The following is a 20,374-nucleotide window of genomic DNA, read 5'->3' as shown; positions in this document are numbered from 1 at the left end:
TAGTTTTGTCCCGCTTGCTTAAGGCGGGACAAATTTTTTTATGGCACTACCATTTTTTTATATTGATTCTTTTGATGCATCTGAGCAATTTATTACGTTGAATGAAGAAACATCCAAACATGTGGTGCAGGTGTTGCGTATGCAGGTAGGAGAGCAATTGTATTTAACGGATGGTAAAGGAAGTCTGCTCACTGCTGCTATTACTGATGCGCACAAGAAACATTGTGTGGTACAAGTAAAGTCTGTAAGCCATCAACCGCAAGCTGCACGCAAAATCACCATTGCAGTTTCTTTGGTTAAGAATGCAAGCCGTTTTGAATGGTTCCTTGAAAAAGCAACAGAGATTGGTGTAACAGAAATTATTCCGTTGCTAAGTGAACGCACAGAGCGACAACATTTCCGTTACGACCGTATGAAAGGAATAGTTGTAAGTGCGATGTTACAAAGCCAGCAATCATGGATGCCCGTTTTGCATCAGCCGGTTAAATTCGAACAGTTGAAAACGATGCAATTTGAAAATTCATTGAAGCTGATCGCTCATTGTGAAGAAACAGAGAAGAACTCATTTTCAAATTTTCAAATTGAAAAATTTTCAAATGCAATAATACTGATCGGCCCTGAAGGTGATTTCACCAATGAAGAAATTAACCAGGCAATTGCTGCCGGTTACAAGCCAATAATGCTTGGTGAAACAAGATTACGAACCGAAACTGCAGGAGTAGTGGCTGCTGCATTATTATGTATTGCATGATAGCAGAAAATGCAAAACTCAAGTATTGCTTTTTTAATAGAATAACCAGACCTTACAATCGATTAATTATCTCTGCCGCAAAATTTATCTTTCATTTCTAAAACATGAGAATATGAGACGAGATATTTTATCTGTTGGCACTATTGTCTTTATTTTTCTTTCACTTTTATTTTTAGCTTATCTGTTTGTTAATTCTCTTACAAAACAATTTTTCAATGACGTTCCTGACTATGGGGATACATGGTTGGCGACACCAACTGCTTTGAGTAAGTAGACCTGACAGTACTATTGTTTATGGGCTTGAAGATGCTAAACTGAGAGCTGTAATTTGATGCTGAGGATAGGGGAGACGAAGAACCTCACCGTGGTTCGCACAGTTGAAATAGGAATCTGTGCAAAAGATCAATTCACAATTTTATTGGCGCAGCTGCTGCTGGCGAAAGCTTCTGGTTTGGCTTTAAAGGCAAATCCCATACCGAGAATGTAACCCATTGCTTCACGCAATGCTTCATTGCTTTTGAAGTGAGGGTTGGTGTTGATGTCTGCATGTACTTCCATATCAACATCATACTCTGTAAAAAGATCGCAAAGTTCATAAGCAATTTCAATACTCTTGGCAACTTCAACAAGCATACGTTCTTTAATGGAATACTTCTGTCTTGTTTTTTCATTATGAATGAACATAAATCCACCATGACCTTCACGCAAAAAAACAATGACCGTTGCAAACTCTGTTTCCATTCCTTTTACCTGGCTGTCTGTACCAACACAAACTTTCAGACGAAAGCCTCTGCCGGTTTCTCTTATAATGGCGGCACGAACCTCTTCCTTGATTGGAATGCGGATATGCTCGCCATTGAATTTTCTCCATTTCATAAAAAAGGGTTTTCCTAATTTACGAAATTCTTTCCGGCTGCTGCAAGATTGTTGAGTTATGTGTTTATTAACAGCTGGGGATAACCGAAGACGACGATAAACGACAGACCACGGAACTATCTGTAACCTGTAAACCTCCTACAAAACTTTAATTAGAGAATCAATATTGACCAGTGCTTAACAACACCAATGTACATGCTTCCATTGGTTGAATGTTGTTTTGAAGTGCAAGTTGTTTCAATTCTTCATTTTCAGCACCAGGGTTAAAGATGATGCGTTTCGGTTTGAGCGAAAGAATGTAATCGTAATACCCTTTTTGATGAAGACGGTTTAGGTAAAGCGTAACCGTATCGAGATCTTCGATTGGTAGTTGTGTTGTTGCAATAGTTACATCTTCAACCGTACCTGTATGCTTACCAATTCCAACTACTTCATGTCCTTTATTGCGGAGACGTTGTATAGCCAGATAGCTGTAACGTGAACTGTTATCGGATGCGCCAAGTACAAGTGTTTTCTTCTTCATGTTATTATTCAGGAATAGTGAATGTGATTTTTTGCCTGCGCCATGCTTTAACATTTCTCCCGCTTTGGAATGCAGGAGTCCATTTAGGACCTTTGCGAATAGCATTAACTGCCATAATATCCAGTAATGGAGTTGAACTGTTGATTGCTTCAACAGAACAAATTTCACCATCACTGCAAACGATAAATTGAACTTCAACTGTCATTCGTTGTGGTTTATTAATAGCGAGTACCAGATCAGGAAAACTAAGCTGCTTGGTCAAATATTTTGACCACCCCTTATCTCCACCTTGAAAGGAAGCTTCTTTTTCAACAATTGAAAACGCTTTGCTGCTATCTTTTTTTAAATGCTCTTCCTGCAGCTGTTTTGTTTTTTTCTTTTCTTCTTCATCGTTTCCTGCACCCGGTAGACTGTCTTTTTTTGCAGTAGTTATAACGTAATGAAGTGAATCATAAACTTCCCCTTTCTTGTTATAAAAATACCAGTAGCCACTTGGCCTGCCAGCCACATAACTTCCGTTGTAAACAAGTTTCCCTTCCCAATGGAAAGTATGTGGACCAACTGCTGTTTGAAATGTGCTGTCAGTATAAAAACCAGTTCTTACAATTCTGCTTTTCCCATCATAATCGGTATAAGCCCAGAAACCTTTGTAAGCTTGCGACAGCCTTACAAAGAATGCTTCTTTTTCTTCTGTTGTTACTTCAAAGTAGCGATTTAATAGATCCTGCTTTACATTTTGAGAAAAGGTTGAAGTTGATACAAATAGTGCAAAAGTCAACAGAGCGATATCTTTCATTGGCCAAAAATATCACTTTCCAACTTTAAAGTAAAAAATGAGAGATGAATCTTGTGCTATTAAATCTATAAATACTGAAGAAGATTTGTGATGAATAACCAGATAAACACTACTGCAAATGTGATGAACAACGTATTCATCAACACCTCTCCAATTTTGAAAATGAGCTTATTGGGGATTTCATACATAGGGTAGTAGGCAAATTGAGTAATAACTTTACCTGTCCAATAAGCAGCAATTAATCCTGTTATCGCAATAGCAAGTGGACTGCCATTCTTTAATTCCTCTGCAAGTAGGAAAGAGATCAAACCAAATGAAAAATTTAAACCTTGTATGTAACGGCCATATGTTTTTGCAATTTCCTGGTTAAGTGGTTTCAGCTTTTTGATATCGTTATACCAGTCAAAAACTTTGTGACGAACATAAGGATAAACCAAGGCAGTAAAAATTTGTCCGGCAGCGCCAATATAAATAAGCCAGTTGGGGATTGTGTAGTTCATAACAATTTATTTAAGATGAATAAACTCTTTGAATTTTATTATACTTAATTCATGAAAACAAATCATAACATAAATAAGTGCGAGTAGGGGAGAAGCGAAAAAGAGGAAAAAGATAGTAAGGCCACTTGGAACGAGAAATATAAGTAAAACTAAAAACCAACAATAGATAATTCTTGCAGTAGTTCTGCCAATAAACCATCCAGTAAAAAAATGTATAACAATGCTTAATAATTGTATGCTGCCTATTATAAAATATCCAAAGAACGCATAGTTATAATCTTGTGTAGAGATGAATAAGATAAAAAAGATACTAATAATTGTGATATTAATGAGGATCTCAAATTGCTTAAACAGCTTCATGTTTCATGTATTTGGTAATTTCAGAAAAAAATGAAAATAATATGTTTTAAAAAAGCCGAACGAATCGGCTTGTATTGATCTTTGATCAATTATTTAAAGAGTTTCAATGCTGTACTGATAAACCAGTTCTCATCACTCTTCACCACCACATCAAGCATACTATCAGCATGGGCACCAAATTTTTTAATTCCACTAATGGTGTCGAGAAAGGTTTTTACTTCTTTATCTTTTTTATCGCCATCTACTTTGCTCAACTGATCCATCAGTTTCATCATGGGATCAAGTTCACGCTTCTTCCGTTCTTTAATGATCTGTCGGGCTACTTTCCAGATATCCTTTTCTGCTGTGAAATATTCTTTGCGTTCACCCTGGATCAAAACACGGTCCACCAAACCCCAATCGATCAGGTCACGTATATTCATGTTCACATTCCCCCGGCTGATATTCAACTGGGCCATCACATCGTCCTGCGTAAGTGGGTCAGGACTGATCATCAGTAAAGCATGTACCTGTGCCATTGTGCGGTTAATGCCCCAATGTGTACCCATGGCGCCCCAGGTGCTGATGAACTGTTGTTTGGCTTCCGATAATTTCATGGCCCTAAGTTAGCAAACAATTCCGAATTTTCAGTAATTACTGAAAATTAATTTTTTAGTAAGATTGGCCGTGTGTGAGGCGTATCAAAGGCTTGGCCAGGAACGGCAGCGTTTTGACTGAATTGATGAAGAGATTGGTGATGCTTGGTTTGCCAAATAAACCTTGAATAAGCCTGCCGGTTTTTAATCGTTTGGCAAATTGCTGTTGCCAGTTACAGCTATAAAATTCTTCCATCTGCTGCCGTGTGATTTGCTGTTGCAGAAACGCATGTACCTGTTCAAAAGCAAGTTTGCTTCCATGCATAGCCATGCTCATGCCGTTGCCACAAAGAGGCGTGATCATTCCACCTGCATCACCGATCATCAACACATGATGTTCTACCTGTTGCTTTTGTTCAAAGCTGATCTGTGAAATGGTTACGGGTGTATCGTATAAAAACTCAGCTTCAGAGAATATTTTTTTAAGCTGTGGATTTTTACAGAGAATGTTTTTCTCCATCTGCTCAATGTTGTTATTGCTTTTCTGCAGGTTAACCGCAGTAGTCAAATAACACAAACAATATTTTCCATCTTCGATTTGTGAAATACCACAATATCCATTTTCGAAATTGTACAATGCAATTACACCAGCCGGACGATTGATGTTGATATGATATTTAACAGCAATGTAGTTGTTGAGTTTATTTGGTTTTTGCTGCACAAAATTTCGATTCCATTTTACATCAAGATTACTGCGCTTGCCAAAACAACCCGCCGCAACTGTTGAAGTAAACGCACCTGCAGATGAATGAATGATAAATGCGTCGTTCTGAAAGATCACATCATTCACTTTTGTTTCTTCCAGCAAAAGAACATTATGTTGACGGGCAATAGTCGCCAGAAGTTCATCCAATTTGTAACGACTGATTCCAAAACCGCCAAGTGGCAGTTCATGTTGAAAGATATTTCCTTGAGGCGACGACACTTCCAGTTGTTTAATGATAGGCAAGTTTAAAGTTGATAATGGAACTCCTAGTGATTCAAGAAAGTTCCAGCTCTCCATGCTGATGTATTCACCACATACTTTATGGCAAGGATATTTTTCTTTTTCAAATAACACAACTGAATAACCTTGTTTTGCCGATTGAATAGCTAGTGCCAATCCAGCCAAACCGCCACCAATAATTGCAATATCGTAATGCCTGTCAGTCATGTTTATAAATCAATAACCAACGAAAAGCCCACATCCATTTTAATTGATATTTGTTGATGGACGAACGATCACAAAGTTGAGTAAGCTCATCTTTTTTAAATCCTCGTGCAACGCTCAACGGCGCATCGTTTTTCACAAGGTATGATTTTGAAAAAAATCTTGTTATGAGTTTGATGGAATGATAAGCGATCGGATGTCGGTGTAAGTCATTCACAAAAAAGCCCATTGAGGAATGATCCTTCATCCACACAAACTGCTGTTGCAATTCCTGTTCAGTAAAGTGATGGCAGAGCAAAGAGGAAAAAATAATACCTGGTTTTTGTGGGAACGATACAGTTGAATAATCTGAACAAATAAATTCAATGCCTTCATTTTCTTTTCTTGACTGAGCGAAAGCAATGCAATGTGGGTTGATATCAACACCAATCAGTTTTACAGAAATGCTTTTCTTTTTACAGTATTGTTGTATTACTCTGAGATTATCGCCGCCGCCACAACCAATTTCACAGATGTGAATTACATGCGGGTGACTTTCATCCTTCATCAATTGCTGCAGTCCATTAATCGTAATTTGATGTCCGCCCAACCATGTATTGATCACATCAAGCTCGTGCATGTTTCGTTTGATGTCTTCAAACGGGCTGTCATCGCCATCGAGTATTTCTTTTTGATATGATCGTTTGGAAAGATCAGGCATGTGTTGAAGCTACAAAAGTTTCCATTGTTAAACCGGGGCCAAAGGCGGCACCAAAAATGGATTCATCATTGCTGCTGTTTTGCATCAATTCTTTCAACACGAATAAAATAGTGGGAGATGACATGTTGCCAAAGTCACGCAACACATCATAACAAGCTTGTAGTTTTCCTTCCGGCAATTGCAGCGATTTATGAATCGTATCTACTATGCGCCTGCCTCCGGGATGAATGCACCAGTTACTGATATCTTCCTGCTGCAAGCCTGCATATTGTAAAGCACGTTCTACCAATGGTGCAAAATCTTCTTTGATCAGATCGGGAATATATCCACTCAGCGTCATTAAGAAACCTGTTGACGAAAGCTCCCAAGCCATATCCCGTTTTCCTTTCGGAACAACTTCGCTGTAAAAACTTTTCAGGTGCAGTCCCTTTGCTGGTGCATCATCATGCATTACCAATGCTGCTGCACTTCCATCGCCAAATAAAAGTGTAGAAGCAATACTGTCTGGACTCGCATCTTTTTGAAAATGCAGTGTACACAATTCTGTACAAACGATCATCACTTTTGCTGAACGATCCGTCTTGCAAATCATATCCGCCATTTTTAATCCGTGAATAGCTGCATAACAACCCATGAAGTTGATGGAAGTACGAAAGATGTTTTTTGGAAGATCCATCAACTCCATCACCATCAGGTCAAGACCTGGCGCACTCATGCCTGTGCAGCTAACCGTGATGAGATGCGTAATTTGTTGACTGTTGATCTTTCCAGCAATACATTGCCTGATAGCATCAACTGATAAGGGAGCGGCATAACGATCGAACCAACGCATGCGGTGTTCAAGATCTGGAAAGGGTTCAAGGTTTTCGCTATGCGGATAAAACTTCCATTCAGGTAACTTATGACTGTAATCGGGAATAACCGAGTAACGGGTATGAATACCACTTTGGCTATACAAGAATTTTAATTTCCTGTTTTCAACCGTATCCAATGCATACACTTCCTGCATGAACTGCAGAATATCTTTTTGTGCATGTTTAAACGCCGGAACGGCCGTGCCAATGGAAACAAGTTTACTCAAATTGATTCATGATTAAGATCGTTATAAATGCTGCATTGGTGCATACACTTGCCAAAACGTTCATCTGCATCGTATGTTTAAAATCTGCAAAACTTTCTGATTTCCACACTTTCACTGCCCACCATAAGAAATAAACGAGAATGGGAAGAAAAAAGATGCTGAGGATGAAAAATTCTTTTATCATGAGCGATGCAAAGAAAGTATATCCAACAAAAAGCATTGCGACTGAGTAAACAATTGCACAGAATACAAATGTTTTGCGATAACCGAGCAAGTAACTGATGGTTGTAACTCCATCTTCTTTATCCTGCTTGTGCTGATAAATTTGTGTAAGCGGATAAAATCCACCGATCAGTAAGCTTGCCGCAATCATAGCTGCAATCGGCATGCCTGTTTTCAACAACACAGAACTTCCATGATACACCATCCAGAAAACCAAACCGCCTTGTAACGTGATGACTGTGAGATAACCAATGATCGGATATTGTTTTAGCCGAACGCCACGATAGCTGTATAACCTTGAACCAATGATATAAATAAGTATACCTAACGCCAACCAGTAACTGATAAAGAATGAAAGTGCAACTGCCAGTACATCCATTACGATTGTTACATAAAATAACTGCTTTGTGGGTTGCAAAGGATTGGCAAGGCCGCCAATAGGGGAGCTGTCCCTGTCCATATAGCTGTTGTAACCATTGCTTGATGGATAGACAAGTACATGCAGTATTATAAAGATCAATAGTGCATTGCTCCAGTTGATGTTCACCAATTGTGTTAATGCAAACCAGTAAACGGGCATTAAGAAAATCGAAAAATGAAACCGCAAAAGCTGTATTGTACTTTTCCTGATCATGATTTGATGATGCTTATTGTAAATGTAAGCTATGTTTATTGGGCGAATTATCGCCTGGCTGTCATTTACAGTTTTAAGTTAGTACAACAAACCCTTCAACAAAATGTTTTAACATTGAGGAAGACGGAGTAAAACGAACATGCCAACTGCATAATGCTGATTGGCATTAAAAAATTTAATATAGATCATTTGTGTTCATCAAACACCGTTAGCTGCAGTAAGAATAACAGGCTTGCCATCTGTAACCATGATGGTGTGTTCATGTTGCACCACGTAACCGCCTTTGTTGCCAACAAAGGTCCAGCCATCTTCCAACTCTACGGCTTGTGTGGAATGTGTAGCGATAAATGTTTCAATAGCTACAACTGAATTTTTGCGAAAACGTTTTGTATTAAAGCGATCGAAGTAGTTTGGAATCTCAAGCGGGTCTTCATGTAAGCTTTTGCCAACACCATGACCTGTTAAATTCCTGATCACTTTACAGTTTGCTTTCTTTGCTTGAGTTTCGATCAGCTTCCCGATTTCTGCTATACGAACACCTCCTTTGATCTGGTCAAGTGCATTGTATAAAATACGTTTCGACAAATCAACCAATGGTTGATGTTGGTGCAGATCTTCACCCACAACAAAAGAGCCTCCATTGTCCGACCAATAACCATCTAACTCGGCCGATACATCAATGTTTACCAGATCACCTTCCTGTAGAATAATATTGGTAGATGGAATGCCATGTGCAAATGATTTGTTTACACTAATACAAGTAAAACCGGGAAAATTATAAGTGAGAAGAGGCGCAGATTTTGCGCCCATGTCTGACAATAGCTTTCCACCAAAATCATCCAGTTCTTTAGTGCTGACGCCAGGCTTTGCATAGTCACGCATGGCTTTAAGGGTTACAGCAACAGCGTTGCTGATCTTTTGCATGCCTTCAAGCTCTGCATTGTTGGTGATGGACATGATGCTGTGTATTAGTTGATAAAGATAAAAATCATTCAGCAAGAAAAATCCCGTTGCAATTTGCAACGGGATCGTATAAAATTGATCGGAGATACTTATACCAACATGGTAACAGGATTCTCAATATACTTTTTAAGTGTTTGCAGGAACGATGAACCAACGGCACCATCCACACTGCGGTGATCGCAACTCAAGGTTACTTTCATCACGTTGGTTGTACCAAAGCTGCCATCAGCTTTTTTAATAACGATCTCTTTAATACGGCCAACAGCAAGAATACAACTGTCGGGAGGATTAATGATGGCAGTGAAATCTTCAATATCCATCATACCTAAGTTAGAGATGGTAAACGTGTTGCCGGTAAATTCCTGCGGTTGCAGTTTACCTGTTCTTGCTTTATCGTACAAGCCATTTGCTTCTGACGCAATCTGGCTCAAACTTTTCTGATCTGCAAATTTGAATACAGGAACAATCAATCCTTGATCAACCGCTACAGCGCTACCAATATGAATATGATTGTAAGTGCGGATGAATTCGCCCATCCATGACGAGTTAACTGCAGGATGTTTGCGGAGTGCCATTGCGCATGCTTTGATCATCATATCCTGGAAGCTGATCTTCACAGGGCTGATGGCATTCATTTGTGCACGGGCGGCCATGGCATTATCCATGTTCAACTCCATTTTCAAATAGAAGTGAGGGGCAGTGAACATGCTTTCACCCAAACGACGGGCAATGGTCTTACGCATGTTACTGTTTGGCGTATCAACAAACCCTTCACCTGCACCCGGAGTAAATGCAATAACAGGAGCAGAAGGAGTTGCTGCTTTTGCTGCAGGAGCACTTGCAGAAGCGGCAGCCGGTTTATAATTGTCAATATCAGCTTTAATGATGCGACCACCATCCCCACTGCCTTGTACAGCATGGAGATCAATGCCTTTTTCTGCAGCAATTTTCTTAGCCAACGGAGATGCTTTTACACGACCGTTTTCTGTGCTTGAAGCGGATGCTGATGCAACAGCAGCAGGAGCACTTGTGGCAGCAGCTGTTGTTGCAGCCGGTGCACTTGAAGGAGCTGCGGCTGCACCTGGATTTTTAAACGCATTTACCAAAGCGGTAATGTCTGTACCGGCTTTACCGATCACAGCAATTACTTCATTTACTTTGGCAGCATTGCCGGCTTCAACACCGGTATATAAAATTGTACCGTCTACATAAGGAATCACTTCCATGGTTGCCTTATCGGTTTCCACATCTGCAAGACTTTCATCAGCCTTTACAGCATCGCCCACTTTCTTATTCCAGGCAATGATCTTTCCCTCTGTCATTGTATCGCTCAGGAGCGGCATCCGGATTACCGTAGCACCCAACTGTTGGGCTAAGGCATCAGCATCAACGCCTGCAGCCGCAGGAGCCGATGGAGCCGGGGCATCAGCAGTTTTAGCAGCAGTCTCGGTTGCAGCAGCAGGGGCAGCCGAACCGCCATCTAACAGGCTTTTATAATCTTCACCTTCTTTACCAACAATGGCAATAATTTCATTGATCTGTGCTGCTTTGCCTTCCGGAACGCCGATATAGAGTAAGGTGCCATCGGCATAACCCACAACTTCCATCGTAGCTTTATCGGTTTCAACATCTGCAAGCACATCATCGCCTTTAACTTTATCGCCCACCTGTTTGTTCCATTTCAGAATTTTTCCCTCGGTCATGGTATCACTTAACAGGGGCATACGAATCACTTCAGCCATAAGATCAGTTTTTTGTCGTAATGAGGGCGTGAAATTAAGGCAATTTGGGGAAATATAAGTCGGTAGTCTTTAGTTGATAGTCAGTAGTCTTTTGCCAATAATCGTTAGTCTGTGTTTACCGCAAAAGAATCACATTAAAATGCTTCAAAAGAAGTAACGAAAACCGGGATTTAAGGGCTAATAACTTACGGCTACCGGCTTTGTATCAACTAATAATCCAGTTCCAATCCCAACCTGTCTTTCAGATCTTTTACCAGCGGATATTTCTCCGCCATACGCATGAATTGTTCTTTCGTGGAAAGCGGTCGTTCAACCGGCGTAAGATCTTCTGGTTCTTCTATCAACTGCACAAGTATATTAATGTTCGGATTTTTAAAAAAACTCTGTACATGCTGAAGCAGCGCTGTTTTTTCCTGTTTCAAAAAGCCAAGCTGAATATTACCGTACACCTGTACTTCAAAGTCGACAGGAGTTTTCATGCGACATTCCATCATCTCAAATGTTGATACCACCGAATGTTTGGTGGCAGCTTTCAGTTTGAGAATGTATTCCTGCCATGCAATTTTTAAACCTTCAGGATCAATTTCTTTTTGCTGATTGTTGGGATTGTTATTTTCTGCAGCAATTTTTTCACGAAGTTTTGATAAGCCACCTTTGATACCTGCTGAAGCAGTTTTTGGAGCAGCAGTTTGTGTAGCAGGAATTTGAATATTGGATTTTGGCTCTTGAATCTTGTTCCTTGTTCCTTGTATCCTTTCAATGGGTTCTTCAACAATCAATTTGGCACCACTTGTTTCCTGTGCCTTGTTTCTTGTGCCTTCAGCTTGTTCTTTTACTTCAATTGGCTTTAATGCACGAAACTGAACCGCCTTCGTTTTCTCAACTACTTTTTTTTTATCAGTGAGATCGAGTGCCTGTTGCAGGTAGGTGAGTTTAATAAGCGCCAACTCCACATGCAGACGTTTGTTTCTTGCCTGCTTGTAAGTTATCTCAGCATCGTTCAAAAGATTCAATGCACTGATGATATAAGAAGCAGATGTTTTTTTAGCAGCAGAAATATATTTGTCTTTAAAGCTTTCCACCACTTCGAGTAAGTTGGCCACCTTCTCATCTTTGCACACTAATAAGTTGCGGAAGAATTCGGCCATGGCATTCAATACCATGTCGCCTTCAAATCCTTTACGGTTAATATCATCAAACAACAGCATTGAAGTTGCAAGATCCTGTTGCTGCATTGCATCCAATAGCTTAAAGAAATAATCAGCATCAAGAATATTCAGATGCTCTAATGTATTTTGATAAGTCAATTCTCCATTGGTAAAACTCACGATCTTATCCATGATGCTGAGTGCATCACGCATACAACCTTCACTCTTTTGAGCAATTACCTGCAAGGCAGGTTTCTCTGCTTTGATCTCTTCTTTTTCAACGATCTCCTGCAAATGATCAACCGTATCGTTGGTAGTAATGCGTTTGAAATCGAAGATCTGGCAACGACTTAAAATAGTTGGCAGAATTTTATGTTTTTCAGTAGTTGCTAAAATAAAAATGGCATAGGAAGGCGGCTCTTCCAATGTTTTCAAAAATGCATTGAAGGCACTGGAGCTGAGCATGTGTACCTCATCAATGATGTACACTTTGTATTTCCCCATTTGCGGTGCAAAGCGAACCTGTTCAATCAATGAACGGATATCATCCACCGAGTTATTACTGGCCGCATCGAGCTCATGAATGTTGAGCGATGTGCCTTCGTTGAAGGTTCTGCAGCTTACACAGGTATCACAAGCTTCGCCGTTGGGTTGAATATTTTCACAGTTGATGGTCTTTGCCAAAATACGGGCACAGGTGGTTTTACCCACACCTCTCGGACCGCAAAACAAAAAGGCATGCGCCAGTTGGTTGTGGCTGATGGCGTTTTTGAGCGTCGTGGTGATATGCGTTTGCCCCACAACTGTATCAAAAGTCTGGGGTCTGTACTTCCGTGCTGAAACAATGAATTTATCCATAACTGCGGGTGCAATTTACTATTTCGACCAATATCTCCGTTAGAAGAATACTCACAGAAAGCCTACTCACTTTTTTGCCTCAAAATTTAATGTAGCACACTTATGAGCTATTTCCCGTCAGATATTAGATGAGTTGTTTTTTCTACCCCTATTTTTTTGTGGTGTAACATGCTCATATTATTTTCAGTTATCAAAGAAAAAATATGTCCCAATTATCCGCATTGTACCCTGTAAATCCTGTTAATGTTGATGAGTCCGTAACTGAACCTTCTGCTTCGTTTAAGTCCGAAGTGAAAAAAGTAATGGGATCAATCTCCCTGTTCTTTATTGTATATATCATTCTGATGGTAGCAGCAGTTGCACTCGCTGTTGGATGTGTGTTGCTGGGCTGGGCCGTTATTCTTAATGCAGGGCACTTGCTGGTAATTATTGGCGGTGCCGGAATTATGAGTATTGGGGTAATGGTCGTGATCTTTTTAGTGAAGTTTATTTTTTCTGTAAAGAAAGTAGATGAATCAGGAATGGTAGAGGTGACAGAAAAAGAACAGCCGGAATTGTTTGCGTTCATCCGTCAGCTAACCATAGACACACAAACACAGTTTCCTAAAAAGATCGTTCTTTCTCCGGAAGTCAATGCATCGGTATTTTATAATGATAGTTTCTGGAGCATGTTTTTTCCTGTGAAAAAGAATTTAATGATAGGGCTGGGTTTGGTGAACACAATTACCCTCAGTGAATTCAAGGCAGTAATGGCTCATGAATTCGGGCACTTTTCCCAACGCAGTATGAAACTTGGAAGTTTTGTTTACAATGTTAATAAAGCTATTTACAACATGCTTTATGAGAACAACGACTTTGGAAAGTTTCTTCATACATGGGGTAATCTTCATTGGGCAATCGGCATTTTTGTCTGGATCACTGTTCAAATAATAAAAGGTATTCAATCTATTTTGCAGGGGATGTACAGTTTCATCAATAAAAACTACATGAGCCTGTCCCGTGAAATGGAGTTTCATGCTGATGCTGTTGCTGCGAGTGTAAGTGGCAGCTATAACCTGGCAACTGCCTTAAAGAAACTGGAGATCAGTGATGCATGTTATACTTCAGTGCTGCAAAAAGCAGATGCGTGGTTAAAGAATAAAGAAGTGTTTGCCAATGTATACAGCAATCATCGAGTGGTAATGCATCAATATGCAGTTGACTACGATTTGCCTGTGCAAAACGGAGTTCCATTAGTGAGTGATGAGTTTTTAAAGCGTTTTCAATTGAGCAAGCTAAATATCAAAAATCAATGGGCTTCGCATCCTGCAAACGAAGATCGTGAAGCAAGATTGAATGAATTGAAAATTGATGGTGTAACAGATGAGCGTTCGGCATGGGTTTTATTTGCACATCCTGAAAAGCTTCAGCAACAATTATCCCAGGTCATTTATGTATCGGTGCCTGAAGAAATGAAACAGAAGATGATCGATGAAAATGCATTCAGAGAAAAATATATTAATGAAATACAATCGTTTCGATTACCCGAAGAGTTCAACGGATATTATGATGATAAACGTATTAATGATGTGGATCTGGAAGCATTAGTCAACAAACCTTACGAACAAGAAGTAAGTAAGGAAAATTTTAAGGCATTGTTTAGTGATGAAAAAGTTGGGTTAGGTAAACAGATGCTTGCAAACGAATCGGATGCTGCTTTGCTACAGGCAATTGTTGATGGTGGTATAGAAACTAAAACATTTGATTACGACGGAGTAAAGCATGAGCGGGAAGAGGCCGAAACAATTCTTGAAATGCTAAAACAGGAAATTGAACAGCAGAAAAAGCAGTTACAACTCGATGAAGAAGAAAATATGGCTTTCTTTTTCAAAGCTGCCAAACAAAACGGGGAGCAGGCAGCTGGCAGGCTAAAACAAATGTATACCGAGCATTTTGAAAATAGGAAACGGGCAGATAAGCATTTTGAGACTGCACAGCAAGTTGTCAACACACTTTCTCCTTTGTTGCAGGGCCAGCAGGTAAGTATTGAAGCCGCTGAACAAATGGCATCAGAACTAAGGCAGGCAAGTGCTGATTTGAGATTGTTATTAGGCTACTGGTTGGATAATGGCGTTTTTGATGCCAATGCAGAATTAAAAGCAAAGGCCGCTCATTTTGTAAATGCAAACTATCAATATTTTGGAGGTGATAGTTTTATTGACTACGAGCTTACAACTATTCATAAACTGGTAAATGATGTAGTGGAAGAATTGGCATTGATACAATTCAAAAGCTTTAAAAGTATACTCGAATACCAGTATGATCTGTATTTGAAAGCTGTTGCTTGATGCCAGGTATAATTACAATACAGGGTGCCGCTTAAACTCTTTCGTCCTGTCAAACAGGAAAGGATATTTAACAAACAGTCAACTGATATGTTTACCCAAGAAGGTCGTATGCTCATAGACGCCTAGGTAAATATTCAATACTCTCCGCCAGCACCCCCACCACCAAAACTGCCGCCGCCAAACTTAGTTGTGTCAGCGGGCTTTGCCTGTTCCCCCAGGGTTTCAACAACAACCAATGATTCGATCAGCGACTTTTCATCCTTGGGTTCGCTATTCTTTTCTGCATAAATAAAACCAAACTTTGGTTGCTTTAAATAATTGATCAATCCATAGGAGAGAACAAGAAGGACTGATCCTGCAATTGTCATCACTATTTCTATTGGAAAGATGCTGTAATAATAACGGATCGTAAAGATCATAGCGGCAATCAACAGAAGTCCTATCCGTAAAAAAATAACATCTTTCTTTTGTACTCCTCTTATGATATAAAGAATGGGAACGAGAACTGTCAATACCCAGAACAACCATCCGAAAGGTAATGAACCATCGCTGGTTAAATGAAACATTGCATTGTTCACCTCTCTTACCACATAATAATTTCCTGCTGCATAGAAACTAAGTAAACTGCAGATGATGACAACGGTAAAGCAATGCTCATAGTTTTTCAGTGATTCTTTCTTTTCAAGCTTTGCCATTAATAAATACACAGCAGCAGAAGCAGCCATGAGCACAAATGGTATGATGGCTTTGGAAATTCCGAGATGATCGGTAAAGAGAAAAAAGAGCACGGCCAAAAAGCTCAGAAACGCAACCGCACTCATGAGTCTGTCTGAAAACCGCACTGAACAATAAACAGAAATGAAGAAGGTAAGAATACTATTCGTTAAAGCACCTGAATCAATGATAAGGATAAGACTACCCAACAGCATACCGGCAGAATTCCACATCAACGCATCGTCTACTCCGGATTTATAATGATTGTTTTTCTCAATCATAAATTCCAACGCTGCATACGTAAGCAAGGAAAAGAATAACATAAGAATTTTCATTGCGCTTTCGATAGAGTTCATGAAGATCAGCGAAAAAAGACTGAAGGAAAACGAAACGACGATGCCGGTTAATACAAAAAGCCCGATGCGGATAAAAAAATTCGGTGTGTAGAATTGAACCGGGTATTTTTCTTTGATCTGTTGCAATTCATCTGCAGTGATCAGGTTGTTTTCGAAAGCTGCGGTTGATTGCTGCTGCACGCCTTTATTATACAGTGATGTGTTGTTATAGGCGATCATGCTGCTTTTATTTTACGGTTAGAACTGATGAGGAAGAAAACAAGACCCACTCCGGAAGCAATAAAATAAATTAATCCAAGATAGATAGATGTCATTCCAAAATTTCGCATTGAATCGAGGAGTTGAATAACTACATAGCCCATGCCTATGTAAGTGTACAGCGTGGTGATCACTAAAAAATAGAACGATTTATTCTGCATTGCTCTGGTATAGAAAAAATAAGCCAGTGCCATTAGTAACAGAAACCAAAGCAGGTAAAGATCATCGAAATGGAACATTGCTGCAAGGCAGAAAATAAAAAGAAGATGGGTGCCGAAGTTGGCATAGGTGAATTCAAAATGCGGTTTAAATGCTTTTATTTTTGAGATAAAAGCTAATGCAATCAAAAAAGCTCCGAGGAACAAACCCATGTAAATAATGGTGCTGCTGTTAAAATCATTTGCCTTTAATAATTGTGATGGTGTAACGGTTATTCCGATCCATGCTGCTAAGTTGGTAATAGCCAAACTGAGTATGCCAAGGTTATCAAAAAAATAGGCAGAGAAGAACAAGACGAGCATTGGTATAAAAGTGGCCAGTCCATATCTCGTTCCAAAAACATTGTATTGAAATTGCAGGTAGGCAATAAAACTCAAGAAAGTTAAACAGGCAAGGAGCAGCACATAATCAAAATAAACATTGGGCGATTCTACTTTAGATGCTGCAAAAGGATGTTTGGTTTTAAAACAATAAAAAAAGGCAGACGCACAAATTAATGCAATGAAAACTAAAATTGCCTGGTGACCAATGGTATCAATGTTTTTATAAATAAGAATGCCGAGTCCGCCACTTAACAGCAATACGCCCAGGTATAAAAGAGTCTTGATGTCCCAATGAAGGGAAACAAGTTCTTTACCGGAAGCATTTTTTATTTTCTCAAATGAACCGTCAGATACAAGTCCGTCAGCGTGGAGTTGTTCGAATAGCCGGGTATTCATGACCGTAATGTTAAGAATTTTTTACAACACCGGATGCCGTTTAAATTCTTTCTTCCTGTCGAACAAAAAGCGATAGGTAATTAAACGGCGGCTGATATGTGTGCCCAGGCTGGCAGCCACATTCATCATACGTGGATTAAAATCGCCGATCCACTGCATTTCGTAATCATCGTACAGCATAGGGGCTTGTATCACTTTTGCAGCTTCAATGATCATAAACGCATCTACACCTTTGTGCTGATGCTCGGGCACAATACCGAAGATGATGCCGGTGAATTTTTTATTCCGCTTGGTTGCTTTTACCCAAAGGAATTTCAGTTTGCTCCAGCTATCAAATCGTCCGTTCAATTCCATGAACCATTGATTAAGGTCTGGTAAGTTCAGCCACACAGCAACCGGCTCATCGTTATAATAGGTAAACCAACAAATGCGTTCATCCATTACAGGCTTCATGGCATTGAACATGGCCATTGCTGTTTTTTCTTCCATCTGCTTCAGTCCTGCATGACCAGCCCATGCTTTGTTATAAACCGTACAAAAGTCTTTTGCAAATTTTTCAAGTTGACTCACTTTAATGTGAACAGCTTTGTAGTGAGGATCTTTCGCTAAACGATCATGACGCTCATAAAATTTATCGCTCAGCTTATCCTTTACTTTCAGCGAATAGCAATATTGATTAAAGAATAATTGAAAGCCGTAGTTTTCAAACAACTGTTGATAGTAAGGAAGATTATAATTCATGCAATACAAGGGTTGCTGAAATCCTTCTACCTGCAAACCCCACCAGCGGTCACGCTCACCAAAGTTGATAGGCCCATCCATTGCTTCCATGCCTTTGCTTTGTAACCAGTTCTTTGCTGTATCGAATAAATAGTTGGCTGCAGTTTGATCGTTAATGCATTCAAAAAAGCCAAGACCACCAACAGGAACATCATCGCCCTTTGATTTATATTTTTTATTGACGAAGGCAGCAATACGCCCAATTAATTTTCCATCATCATTTTTCAAAATCCAGCGGATCGCTTCGCCATGTCGAAAAGCTTTGTTCTTCGTTTCATCAAATACCTGTTCAATATCCTTATCCAACGGACGGATCCAGTTATTATCATCTTTATATAACAGAACAGCAACCTGTAAAAATTCTTTTGCTGACTGTTTATCTTTAACTTCAACTAATTGCATGTGCCTTTCTTTGGTAGTCCAAATGTAAGGGTTCATGCAACAACGGATTGTTAGCGTATTGTAAGAACTTCAAATAAAACTGCCACATGAAGAAATATATCCTCGCTCTCGACCAGGGAACAACCAGCAGCCGTGCCATTGTCTTCGGTCATGACGGTAGCATTATCTCTGTTGCACAAAAAGAATTTAAACAGATATTTCCACAGCCGGGTTGGGTTGAACATGATCCTGAAGAAATTTGGAGTACACAGCTTGGTGTAGCTGCAGAAGCAATTACCAAAGCAGGATTAAGCACAGAAAATATCCATGCCATTGGTATCACTAATCAACGGGAAACAACGGTGGTGTGGGATCGTAACACCGGTAAGCCGATCTATAATGCAATTGTTTGGCAGGATAGGCGCACAGCAGATTTCTGCGATGAACTGAAACGAAAAAATCTGCACATATTAATTCAGCAACGAACAGGGTTGGTAGTAGATGCATATTTCAGTGCATCAAAAGTGAAATGGATACTGGATAATGTAGAAGGTGCAAGAGCAAGAGCAGAAAAAGGTGAACTCTGTTTTGGTACAGTTGATACATGGTTGTTGTGGAATCTTACAAAAGGACAGGTACATGCAACAGATGTAAGTAATGCAAGCCGCACCATGCTCATGAATTTACAAACACTGCAATGGGATGGCGAATTGGAAAAGATATTTAATGTGCCGGGTAATATGTTGCCACAGATACGAAGCAGCAGTGAAGTATTCGGCACCACACAAAACATACTAACGGCTACCAATATCCCCATTGCCGGCATTGCAGGCGATCAACAGAGTGCATTGTTTGGTCAGTTGTGTACACATGCCGGCATGGTAAAGAATACCTATGGCACAGGTTGTTTTATGCTGATGAATACCGGAGAGAAAGCCGTTATCTCCAAAAACAATCTGTTAACTACTGTTGCATGGAAGATCAACGGTAAAACTGAATATGCATTGGAAGGAAGTGTGTTTATTGCCGGTGCAGTGGTGCAATGGCTGCGTGATGGACTCGGTATTATCCGTTCTTCAACAGATATTGAAAAACTGGCATCGAAAGTTCCCGATAGCGATGGTGTATACATTGTGCCTGCATTTACAGGTTTGGGTGCGCCTTACTGGAATCAACATGCAAGAGGAACCATTGTTGGAATTACAAGAGGAACTACTGCTTCACATTTTGCAAAAGCAGCATTGGACAGCATTGCATATCAAACAGTAGATGTGTTGAAAGCCATGGAAGCCGATTCTGGTATTGAGATCAAAGAATTGCGGGTTGATGGCGGTGCTACTGTTAATAATCTGTTGATGCAGTTTCAAAGTGATTTGTTGAATACAACGGTTGTACGTCCCCGTATTACAGAGACTACAGCATTGGGTGCTGCTTATCTTGCCGGATTGGCAACTGGTTATTGGAAGAGTATTGATGAAATACAGGAACAATGGCAGGTCGATCGCAAATTTGAGAGCAACATGGATGAAGAAAAACGGGAAAGCCTGATGAATGGATGGAAGAAAGCGGTGAAAGCGGCGCAGAGCTATTAAAGAAAGCCGAAAGATATTAGCTGTTAGCCAACAAATATCTATCCCTTAACTTTAGGCGTTTAATTTTCGATTTCCCATTTTTAATTTTT

The 20,374-nt window shown here is 39.8% G+C and carries 19 protein-coding genes; 4 read left to right on the top strand and 15 right to left on the bottom strand.

Annotated elements, in window-relative coordinates; all coding sequences use genetic code 11:
* The first annotated feature begins 40 nt into the window (after positions 1-40).
* Positions 41-751, top strand: coding sequence for an RsmE family RNA methyltransferase (locus WG954_RS01300; protein ID WP_340432839.1), 711 nt, complete (start codon positions 41-43; stop codon positions 749-751).
* A 112-nt stretch (positions 752-863) separates the two neighbouring features.
* Positions 864-1,025, top strand: a complete 162-nt coding sequence (locus WG954_RS01295; RefSeq protein WP_340432838.1) for a hypothetical protein — start codon at positions 864-866, stop codon at positions 1,023-1,025.
* A 128-nt stretch (positions 1,026-1,153) separates the two neighbouring features.
* Here the strand turns inward: WG954_RS01295 and WG954_RS01290 are convergent, their stop codons facing one another.
* The 12 genes from WG954_RS01290 to WG954_RS01235 form a co-directional block, all read right to left on the bottom strand.
* Entirely contained in the window at positions 1,154-1,627 is a 474-nt protein-coding gene (locus WG954_RS01290; RefSeq protein ID WP_340432836.1) for a ribonuclease H-like YkuK family protein, read from the bottom strand.
* 160 nt (positions 1,628-1,787) lie between these two features.
* Entirely contained in the window at positions 1,788-2,150 is a 363-nt protein-coding gene (locus tag WG954_RS01285; protein ID WP_340432835.1) for a CoA-binding protein, read from the bottom strand.
* Positions 2,151-2,154: 4 nt separating this feature from the next.
* Positions 2,155-2,946: an energy transducer TonB gene (locus WG954_RS01280; RefSeq protein WP_340432834.1), complete on the bottom strand. Its 792-nt coding sequence runs from the start codon at positions 2,944-2,946 to the stop codon at positions 2,155-2,157.
* Positions 2,947-3,011: 65 nt separating this feature from the next.
* Positions 3,012-3,446, bottom strand: coding sequence for a hypothetical protein (locus WG954_RS01275; protein ID WP_340432831.1), 435 nt, complete (start codon positions 3,444-3,446; stop codon positions 3,012-3,014).
* A gap of 449 nt (positions 3,447-3,895) precedes the next feature.
* Complete coding sequence (locus tag WG954_RS01270; RefSeq protein WP_182802044.1) at positions 3,896-4,402, bottom strand: GbsR/MarR family transcriptional regulator; 507 nt, start codon at positions 4,400-4,402, stop codon at positions 3,896-3,898.
* A gap of 55 nt (positions 4,403-4,457) precedes the next feature.
* Positions 4,458-5,594 (bottom strand): NAD(P)/FAD-dependent oxidoreductase, encoded by a 1,137-nt coding sequence (locus tag WG954_RS01265; protein ID WP_340432829.1) that lies wholly within the window; start codon positions 5,592-5,594, stop codon positions 4,458-4,460.
* A complete protein-coding gene (locus tag WG954_RS01260; protein WP_340432827.1) occupies positions 5,587-6,291 on the bottom strand; it encodes a methyltransferase domain-containing protein in 705 nt (234 codons plus the stop codon). Before WG954_RS01260 ends, WG954_RS01265 begins: the two co-directional genes overlap by 8 nt.
* Positions 6,284-7,372 (bottom strand): type III polyketide synthase, encoded by a 1,089-nt coding sequence (locus WG954_RS01255; protein WP_340432826.1) that lies wholly within the window; start codon positions 7,370-7,372, stop codon positions 6,284-6,286. The genes WG954_RS01260 and WG954_RS01255 overlap by 8 nt, the downstream gene beginning before the upstream one ends.
* A complete protein-coding gene (locus WG954_RS01250; protein ID WP_340432824.1) occupies positions 7,365-8,228 on the bottom strand; it encodes a UbiA family prenyltransferase in 864 nt (287 codons plus the stop codon). The genes WG954_RS01255 and WG954_RS01250 overlap by 8 nt, the downstream gene beginning before the upstream one ends.
* A gap of 198 nt (positions 8,229-8,426) precedes the next feature.
* Positions 8,427-9,185: a type I methionyl aminopeptidase gene (map, locus tag WG954_RS01245; RefSeq protein WP_340432822.1), complete on the bottom strand. Its 759-nt coding sequence runs from the start codon at positions 9,183-9,185 to the stop codon at positions 8,427-8,429.
* Between the two features lie 95 nt (positions 9,186-9,280).
* Entirely contained in the window at positions 9,281-10,933 is a 1,653-nt protein-coding gene (locus WG954_RS01240; protein WP_340432820.1) for a pyruvate dehydrogenase complex dihydrolipoamide acetyltransferase, read from the bottom strand.
* Positions 10,934-11,142: 209 nt separating this feature from the next.
* Positions 11,143-12,939 (bottom strand): DNA polymerase III subunit gamma/tau, encoded by a 1,797-nt coding sequence (locus tag WG954_RS01235; protein ID WP_340432818.1) that lies wholly within the window; start codon positions 12,937-12,939, stop codon positions 11,143-11,145.
* Positions 12,940-13,142: 203 nt separating this feature from the next.
* Here WG954_RS01235 and WG954_RS01230 point away from each other — a divergent pair, with 203 nt between their 5' ends.
* Positions 13,143-15,266, top strand: coding sequence for a M48 family metalloprotease (locus WG954_RS01230; RefSeq protein ID WP_340432816.1), 2,124 nt, complete (start codon positions 13,143-13,145; stop codon positions 15,264-15,266).
* 134 nt (positions 15,267-15,400) lie between these two features.
* On the opposite strand, the gene WG954_RS01225 is transcribed toward WG954_RS01230, so the two are convergent.
* The 3 genes from WG954_RS01225 to WG954_RS01215 are packed head-to-tail and all read right to left on the bottom strand — an operon-like array spanning position 15,401 to position 18,714.
* Positions 15,401-16,555: a hypothetical protein gene (locus WG954_RS01225; protein ID WP_340432814.1), complete on the bottom strand. Its 1,155-nt coding sequence runs from the start codon at positions 16,553-16,555 to the stop codon at positions 15,401-15,403.
* Positions 16,552-17,532 (bottom strand): DUF2157 domain-containing protein, encoded by a 981-nt coding sequence (locus tag WG954_RS01220; RefSeq protein ID WP_340432811.1) that lies wholly within the window; start codon positions 17,530-17,532, stop codon positions 16,552-16,554. The genes WG954_RS01225 and WG954_RS01220 overlap by 4 nt, the downstream gene beginning before the upstream one ends.
* Positions 17,533-17,553: 21 nt before the next feature.
* Positions 17,554-18,714: a hypothetical protein gene (locus WG954_RS01215; protein WP_340432809.1), complete on the bottom strand. Its 1,161-nt coding sequence runs from the start codon at positions 18,712-18,714 to the stop codon at positions 17,554-17,556.
* Between the two features lie 86 nt (positions 18,715-18,800).
* Between WG954_RS01215 and glpK the strand changes: the two genes are divergently transcribed.
* Complete coding sequence (gene glpK, locus WG954_RS01210; RefSeq protein WP_340432807.1) at positions 18,801-20,285, top strand: glycerol kinase GlpK; 1,485 nt, start codon at positions 18,801-18,803, stop codon at positions 20,283-20,285.
* Positions 20,286-20,374 lie beyond the last annotated feature (89 nt).

It is taken from the genome of Lacibacter sp. H375, assembly GCF_037892425.1.
Classification (GTDB): domain Bacteria; phylum Bacteroidota; class Bacteroidia; order Chitinophagales; family Chitinophagaceae; genus Lacibacter.
This window is presented reverse-complemented; position numbering and strand designations above follow the sequence as displayed.